5 protein-coding genes are annotated in these 8,861 nt (G+C 55.0%); all 5 read right to left on the bottom strand.

Annotated features, from left to right (window positions below; translation table 11 throughout):
* Positions 1-32: 32 nt before the first annotated feature.
* Positions 33-3,062, bottom strand: coding sequence for a Tn3 family transposase (locus DDY07_RS23785; RefSeq protein ID WP_171697930.1), 3,030 nt, complete (start codon positions 3,060-3,062; stop codon positions 33-35).
* Positions 3,059-3,652 carry a recombinase family protein gene (locus DDY07_RS23780; protein WP_171697929.1) on the bottom strand — a complete coding sequence of 198 codons (594 nt, stop codon included), beginning with the start codon at positions 3,650-3,652 and terminating at the stop codon, positions 3,059-3,061. Before DDY07_RS23780 ends, DDY07_RS23785 begins: the two co-directional genes overlap by 4 nt.
* 249 nt (positions 3,653-3,901) lie before the next feature.
* Positions 3,902-5,026, bottom strand: coding sequence for an ABC transporter permease (locus DDY07_RS23775; RefSeq protein WP_171697928.1), 1,125 nt, complete (start codon positions 5,024-5,026; stop codon positions 3,902-3,904).
* Positions 5,027-5,028: 2 nt separating this feature from the next.
* Complete coding sequence (gene rbbA / locus DDY07_RS23770; RefSeq protein WP_171697927.1) at positions 5,029-7,785, bottom strand: ribosome-associated ATPase/putative transporter RbbA; 2,757 nt, start codon at positions 7,783-7,785, stop codon at positions 5,029-5,031.
* On the bottom strand, positions 7,782-8,849 hold the full coding sequence (locus tag DDY07_RS23765; protein ID WP_171697926.1) for an HlyD family secretion protein: 1,068 nt from the start codon (positions 8,847-8,849) through the stop codon (positions 7,782-7,784). The genes rbbA and DDY07_RS23765 overlap by 4 nt, the downstream gene beginning before the upstream one ends.
* Positions 8,850-8,861: the final 12 nt, after the last annotated feature.

Raw genomic sequence — 8,861 nt, 5'->3', positions numbered from 1 at the left:
GGGGTTGTAAGCCGGAACCGCCGAAAATTTTGTCACCCTAATTTCAGTCCTTCTACCAGCGCATCCAAGTCGATCAATTTGCCGTCGTTTTGGAATGTGTAGTGCCCATTCAACAAAATGTGCCGCCAAGCCGTAGGCGACATTTGTGTAATTAACGCTAATGCCTTAGCATTCCCATTCGCTTCGAACTTAGTCAATAGCTTCGATAATATCGCCGAGTTGTAGTAGCTGATCGCATTGGCAATCAGCCTTGCACACTGGTTACTGATCTCGATTTCTATATCGGTGCGTCCGGTCAATTCCTTCTTTCCGCCAACTTTTGAGATGGCTCCGCGTAGCTGGTGATAGGATTCAATACGGTTTTGTGAGCGATGAACATTGCGCTCCAGTTGCGGATCGCGCAGATAACGTAATGTGTAAATGCTGCGTATTAGTTTATCGAAGTCAAAGATCGCGCGGCGTGTCGGATTCGGCGCGGTATAAGTGCATAACTTGCGGATCAGCGTACCTTGCGTCATTTCTTTCAGACCAAGCGTAGCGACAATCTGATCGAAGTTCGGTTTTTCTTTAGCAATGGCTTCAATATCAATCTGGCTAACCGGTTTGATTAGAAAATCATCGTACAACGCCAGATCATCGGCGCAATAAAGTTCTTGCAATTGGTCATTCAGGTCGGTAAATCGAGGTTCAAAGCGCAAGCCGAACCAATGCAAAATAGCAAAGTTTGCCTTGTTAACGCTGTGCATGTCACCCGTGATCGCGGTGGGCACAATATCGGATGTGTTGCGATACCAGATATCGAAAACATGATGGGCTTCGTATTCATGCGCGCCGATTAGATAACCGTTTAGCGGTATGTGGTTGCACAACAGCGTATAGGCTACTACGCCTTTGCCGCGTCCAAAGTATTTCCGCGAATGACGGGCCTTTACCGTTGGCCGCTCAACACCTAATTTTTGACCATCGACAGCGGCGTACAGCGTTTCCAAGTCGAACGAGTAATAGGGGAAGATCGGAAGTTCCGCGATAGCGTTGCTGATGAGGTCATTAGCGGCCTGAAGGGAGGCTTGTCGAAGGTACTGCTGGTAGCTTGTCTCCAGAACGTGGTACGGAATATCGCTGGTACGAGCCATAACCAGATTGCCGTGATTCATTGCCTGAGCGATGATGACCGCCATCAGGCTGTCGCTGTCGGCGACCTTTTTCGCATATCGCGGTTGCAACGGCTTCAGCGCAGACAAAAACTGGGTTTGGCTATTGACGAAACGGAATACATCGGCAACATCGCAAAATGGCAGTTTTTCATAAAATGTTCGCTCGGATGCCTTGTGTTTATCAGCCTTTGGCTTGCGCCAGGACAGTTTCTGAGTATTTTTATCGTATTCCAGGTATGTCAATTTACCTTGTTTTAGTTCGCGATTGAACGCTATCCATTGCTCTCGCAATTCGGCCGCAAGTGCATCAAGCTGGATATTGATCGACTTGCGCAAGAATGGGATGTCCATCTGTGCGAGTATATCGGCCTTGTCTTCCATGGATACCAGCTCATCAGAGAAATGGCGATGTTGCAAGCTATCGTCAATGTAAATTTCGCCAGACTTCAGGCGTTTCCTGATTTGACGATATAACCAAAATTCGTAGCGGTCGGCATGTAAACTGGTCGGATTACCGTCTGCATCGAAGATTAATAGATACTGTCGCAGCCGCTTCGGCAACGTGGTTGGCGGGCATTCATCCAGTGGTCTCTGCGAAAGGCGCTGCTGCTTGGCGAATACTTCTTTGGCCCAAACAAGCGCGGCAAGCCAGGGACTGTCAGGGGTGACGCTGGAGAAATCGAGCGCGACGTATAACGGTCTTAAATGGCGGCGAATACGTTCGGCCATGCCGTCAACCGCTTGCCAATGCAGGGCCAATTTGCTTGCTGGTTTGACACTCATGCGCTGACCCGTGTCCTGAAGCGTGTCTTTCGGCATGATCTTGTATGCACGCTGCCGCACATTGCCGAATGGTGTGGCATCGGCTACCGTTTCATCTACATAGAGCAGCAACAGGCGTCCAACCCGCTGGGTTTCCAGGCGGCGTTGTCCCTGAACGACAGCAAACGATTGTTTTGCGGCTGCACTGCTTTCATCTTCCAACTGTTTCATGTGGAAAGCCATCGCATCGACCAGATTATCGGTAAACTGCCGGTAGCGTTGCCAGGCATAGCACAACAAGTAGAGATAGGTCTGCTCCGGCTTGAGGTTTCGCAAGTCGTGAACGGTATAAAAATTGGCCAAACTCGCATAGTAGAGCAAGTTCTGCTGTGAAACGCCCAACTTGGGCAGCAAGGCTTTTGCAATCCTGTGCAGCGGTTCCAGCAGGGTGCGCTTCTCGCGTTCGCGGGTCATCTGACGCCAGCCGAAATTCTTGGCATCCTGCTTTAGCGCCGCTAATTGAGACAGGGTATCATCACGCACTAGGAGCTGGGTCAGTGAGGCTTTGGCCTCGTCATCAAGTATTTCCGCAAGCAGGCCGCCCAACCGCCGGCGTTCGGCAGATAGGGTTTCGCTGATCAATTCTTGCAGAGTGGTATAGCCAGGCCGAATGATTTTGTGTTCGTTAAGCCATATGAGCAATTCGGCAGCGATAAACCCTGGTGAGACATCGCGCCGTACAATAGACTCGACTTGATGTGCAAGCTGCGGCAGGAAGTCGGATGTCCACAGCCGATAGCCGAACAATTCGGCGATTCGCCCGCGCTGGGTGTAATACTCATGGTTGGTTATCGGCTTTCGTTCGAACACATCGCCGATGAAATAACGGCTCAAGACAAAAGCGCAATCGTCTTCGACTTCGTTCCAGTCAAACCGGAAAAAGCTGTGCTTGGCCTTGAAATAACCGATTTGCAAAATGCAATAAACCTGCGCATGAAGACCGGGGCGGCTGGCCGCAAGCTCCAATTCTGTTTCAGATAGAGCCAAGTATTCCAACCGCTGATCATCATCGAAATCCGGCAGGCCGTACAGGGCGACTTGTTCAGCTTCCGAGAGGACTGTTAATCGCTCGCTTTTGGCGATCATGGTGACGATGTTCCACTCGAACCAGTCCAACCAATGCGCGCAAGGGTTTCGATCAAGGTAGTCCGTTTGACACCGAAGTTGCGGCAAGCCGCCGCTTTGGACATACCGCCATTCAGTGCGGCAATAATCGCGTCCAGTTTTTCGCCGGTAATGGCTTGCGGACGACCGCCTATCCGTCCACGCCGCCTAGCGGCGGATAATCCGGCAACAACCCGCTCTTGAATTAAGGCTCGTTCGTACTGGGCAAGTGCGCCGAATACATGGAACAGAAGTTCGCCGGATGCGGTGGTGGTGTCCATGCCCTCGGTTAGAGACCGGAAGGCGACTTGTTTACTCTTAAGCGTGTTTACGATTTCCAGCAGATGCGACAACGACCGGCCCAGCCGATCCAGTTTCCATACCACAAGCACATCTCCAGGGTGGACAAATTCAAGTACCTTTGCCAGACCTGTTCGGTCATCTTTTGCTCCGGAAGCACGGTCTTCAAACAAGTGCCGGGCATCTACCCCGGCAGCCAGCAGTGCATCGCGCTGCAAATCGGTGCTCTGCCGATCCGAATCCGATGAAACACGCATGTAGCCTACTAACATAGACGAAAAACCTATCAAATTTAGTTTCCGTATGGTATCGCATTCCGACAGGGTTTATCGCATATTTTTAGGGCTTGTTCGATAGGCAAATTTTAGATCGGTAGCAAGCTGTCGGAAAACATGTGTTTTACGACAGGCTGACAACGGCCATGAGCTGCAACTTATCTCACTCCTATTATTCTTCAAGCTGAAGAACTTGCGATGGTTAAGGTTGTTGGGTACGTTTTTCATGGCGTGCTCAAGACCTAATCAAGCCATCGAGCTAATGGTATTGCGGAAACGAGTCAGCGCCAATACGAAGAAGACGCCTCCGATCGCGATTAATGCAAGAAATTGCGGCCAAACGATGCTGAAGTCGGCGCCACGATACAGGATAGCCTGAGTTAGCGAGACGAAGTGAGTGGATGGAGCCGCCAACATGATGTTCTGCACCAGCACCGGCATGCTCTCGCGCGGGGTCATGCCGCCTGACAGCATTTGCAGCGGCAGCAGAATAACCAGCAATAACAGGCCGAACTGCGGCATTGAGCGTGCCATTGTGGCGAGGAGAATACCCAGTGACGTAGTGGTGAACAGATATAGCGTCATGCCGGCGACGAACAGTGGGATTGAGCCATGAACCGGCACCTCCAGCAGTCCCTGCACGACGAAAGCCAGCGACGCCGTCGCCACGACGACCACGATCAGACCCATCGACCACACCTTGGCGAGCATGATTTCAAACGGCGTCAGCGGCATAACCAGTAAATGCTCGATAGTGCCATGCTCGCGTTCGCGGATCAGCGCGGCCCCGGTGAGGACAATGGACAGTGCAGTGATGCTGTTGACGAGTTCCATTACCGAGCCGAACCAAGCTGAGTTCAGGTTCGGATTGAACAGCGCCCGCGTTTCCAGTTCGACCGGCCACGTCGCGAGCGTGCGATGACCTTGAACGAAGGTCGCCACTTCGCCATTGACGATGGTCTGCACATAGCCGTTGCCGATGAAGGCCTGCGAGATGCGGGTGGCATCGACGTTGAGCTGAATTGCCGGTTGCCGTCCAGCCAGCAGGTCGCGCTGAAAATTGGGCGGAATATCCAAGATGAAGGTAAAAAGGCCGGCATCCATGCCCAGATCGGCGGCGTATTGATCGATGAAGACAGGCGCCATGAAATGTGGTGGATAAAAGGCATTGGCGATACGTGCCGATAACGGCGAACGATCCTCGTCGATGATGGCGATGGGCGCCTTGTGCAGCGACTGCGGAAGGCCGGTGGCGACCACGTAGATCTGAGCACTAAAGGCGAAGACTATGATCACCAGCATAAAGGTGTCGCGGCCGAGGCTGCGTATTTCCTTGATGCCGAGATTAAAAATATTACGTAGCCTCTGCATGATTAACGCTCCTGTTTATCGAGCAGTAAGACGCTCAGGCCGACCACGACCAGAATCGACAAAGCCAGCGGCAGCAGATAGTGGCCCAACTCGGCAAAACCCAATGCTTTGGAAAAAGTACCGCGACTGAAGATCAAATAATAGGTGCCCGGAAAAATCTCACCCACCAGACGAGCACCACCTTCCAGCGACGACACCGGGTCGACCATGCCGGAAAAACGGCTGGACGGAATGAAGGTGGTGATGAAGGTAGCGAAGATGGCGGCAATCTGGCTGCGGGTGAACACTGAGATCAGCAAGCCAAAGCCGGTGGCAAAGGTCACATACAGCAGCGCGGACAAGGTAAATAACAGAAAGTCGCCCTTGTGTTCCACGCTAAACACCCACACCGCCATCGCACACAGTAAAAAGAAATTGACCATGCCCATGGCGATATAAGGCAGTTGCTTGCCGACCAGAAATTCCAGCTTGCTGACCGGGGTGACATACAGATTCAGGATGGAGCCGAGTTCCTTTTCCCGCACCACACCGAGCGCGCTGAGCATGGCCGGGATCAACATTAGCAGGATCGGAAGAACCGACGGCACCATGGCCGGCAGGCTAAGGACATCAGGGTTGTAACGAAAGCGCGTCTCGATGCTTATCAATCCGGCCGGCATCGGGGTCGTCGAGTGGCGACGCACCTGTTCCTGTAACCAGGTCTGGTGCATGGCCTGCACGTAGCCGAGCACGTTCTCGGCGCGGGTCGGCATCGCGCCGTCGATCCAGGCGCCGATTTTGACTTTGTCGCCGCGTTGCAGATCGCGTGCGAAGTTCGGTGGAATCTCCAGAGCCAGGCTAAGTTCGCCGCTGCGCATGCGGCGGTCTAGCTGCTCGTAATCGGTGATAGGCGGCTGAGCGATAAAATAGCGTGAACCGCCAAGATCGAGTACGTAGTTGCTGCTAAGCGAGGTCTGATCACGATCCAGCACGGCAAAACGTAGATTCTCGACATCCATGGTGATGCCGTAACCGAATGTGAGCATCAGAAATACGGTGCCGAACAGGGCAATCGAGATGCGGACGGGATCGCGGCGTAGCTCGATGGCTTCACGTGCACTGATGCTGAACAGGCGCAGCCAGCTGAAACGGGCGCCGACGGCGTGATTGGGTGCCGGTGTTTGAATCGGAAGTCCGTAAACGCCTGTCGGCGCTTCGGCAACAGGTGTGTCGTCGACACCGCCCGCTTGTTTCAGATAAGCGATGAACGTTTGTTCCAGCGTAGCATGGCCGCTGTTTTTCACCAGCATGGCCGGGGCATCGCTGGCCAAGACCTTGCCGGCGTGCATCAGCGAGATGCGGTCGCAGCGTTCGGCTTCGTTCATAAAGTGGGTGGAGATAAACACCGTGACCCGGTCGCGGCGGGCCAAATCGATAATCAGTTCCCAGAACCGGTCCCGTGCGACCGGATCGACGCCGGAGGTCGGCTCGTCGAGAATCAACAAATCCGGGCTGTGGATCACCGCGACCGCCAGCGATAAACGCTGACGCATTCCCAGCGGTAAGTCGTCGGGCATACTGTCCAGTACCGTGTCGAGCATAAAGCGCTGCGCCATTTCGTCGATGCGGCCGGGAATGCCGGCATCAGGCAAATGAAACAGTCTGGCATGCAACGCCAAATTTTGCCGAACAGTTAGCTCGGCATACAGCGAAAACGATTGCGACATGTAGCCGACCCGCTTGCGCGTAGCCATATTGTCTGCATCAATGACGTCGCCGAACAGCTTGGCATCGCCTTCGCTCGGTGACAACAGCCCGGTAAGCATTTTCATGGTGGTCGACTTGCCGCAGCCGTTGGAGCCGAGAAAGCCGAAGATTTCACCGCGCTCGATGCGTAGACTGACCTTGTCGACGGCCACAAAATCGCCGAAACGCATGGTCAGATCGTAGGCTTCGATAACGATTTCCGAGCCATTACGGGGGTCGCGCGGCGGAATGACAATCGTTTTGTGACCCTGACGTTTGGCCTCCGGCAGCAGACCGATGAAAGCGGCTTCCAGACTGTCGGTGGCGGTAAGTTCGCGCAGTTCAGCGGCGGTACCGGTGGCGAGCACTTTGCCAGCATCCATGGCCGCCAGCCAGTCGAAGCGCTCAGCCTCTTCCATGTAGGCGGTAGACACCAGTACACTCATAGCCGAATGGCGTCCGCGTAGCCGCTCGATCAGTTCCCAGAACTGGGCGCGCGACAACGGATCGACACCGGTGGTCGGTTCATCCAGCACCAGCAGATCGGGGTCGTGGATCAGTGCACAACAGAGGGCGAGTTTCTGTTTCATGCCGCCCGACAGTTTGCCTGCGGGGCGGTCGCGGAACGGCGCCAGGCCAGTGCTTTCGAGCAGTTCGGCGATGCGTTGATGGCGCTCCGCCTGTGCGTGACCGAACAAACGACCGAAGAAATCGACATTTTCGAACACCGAAAGCGTCAGATAAAGATTCTTGCCCAATCCTTGAGGCATGTAGGCGATGCGCGGACATACGGCACGGCGATGGGCTGCGTCAGCGATGTCGCCACCCAGCACATCGATTTTGCCGGCTTGCATCTTGCGCGCACCTGTGAGCAGCGCCATCAGGCTGGATTTACCAACACCGTCGGGGCCGATCAGACCGACCATGCGGTTGGCGGGAATCGTCAGGCTGACGTTATCGAGGGCGAGGTTGTCGTGATAGCGCAGAGTGACGCCTTCGATGCTGACCACAGGTGCGATGGCGTCGGTATTCATTCAGGTAGCTTGACCGCGAGTTCGGTGGGCCATTCGGCGGCCGGATCGAGTTTGACATAGGCCTTGCCGGGCAGGCCGGTCTTGACCTGATCGAGATGCTGTTTCAGCAAAGCGGGATCGATTCTCGCCCGCACGCGGAACATCAGCTTCAGGCGTTCGCTCTCGGTCTCCACCGTTTTGGGCGTGAACTGGGCGACGCTGGCGACGAAGCTGGCTTTGGCCGGAATCACATAGTTGGGCAGGGCATCGAGTACTAGACGGATGTCGCTGTCGAGCGCAACCTTGCCGGCGGCGGCGGTGGGCAAAAAGAAGGTCATATAGACGTCGGACAAATCCACCGTGTTCAGTACCCGGCCACCGGCAGCCAGCACTTCGCCGGGTTCGGCGATGCGGTATTGCACGCGCACGTCGCGCGGCGCTTTCAGTTCGCTGTCGTCGATATCCGCCTGCAGGCGGACAACGGTAGCTTTGACCGCCTCGATTTGCGCTTGAGCTTGTACACGCTGTGATTTCGCCGCCTCGATACCGGCACGCGCCGCCATGACCTGAGCTTCCGCGGCGCTGATCATGGCCTGGATGCCCAGCACCCGCGCACGATTGTCATCAACTTCCTGTTTGGGCGTTGCCCCTTCCCCAACCAGTCGGCGTGATCGCGCCAGGCGGCTTTCGGCGGCATCGAGTTCGGCCCGGTGCTGGGCGACGACCGCCAATGCCGCCTGATATTCGCTCTCACGCTGGGCAATGATGGAGGTCGCGGTTTGCAAGGCGCTTTCTGCGTGACGCACCTGAGCCAGCGCTTCGACTTTCTGTGCCTCCAGTGTTTGCGTGTCCATGCGCACAAGCACCTTGCCAACCTGTACGAAGTCACCTTCCCGCGCCAGGACTTCGGCAATACGGCCGGGAATCTTGGTGGCAATATCGATCTCGGTGGCTTCGATGCGGCCATTACCGCTGACAATGCTATCCGGTAAGCCGTTGGGGCGTAAGATCCACCACGCCACAGCCGACGCGATGGCAATGCCGAGGAGGGTGAATGTCAGTATCGATTTTATCTGTTTGTTCATCACTTCTCCTGG

It is taken from the genome of Methylomonas sp. ZR1 (assembly GCF_013141865.1).
Taxonomy (GTDB): domain Bacteria; phylum Pseudomonadota; class Gammaproteobacteria; order Methylococcales; family Methylomonadaceae; genus Methylomonas.
This window is presented reverse-complemented; position numbering and strand designations above follow the sequence as displayed.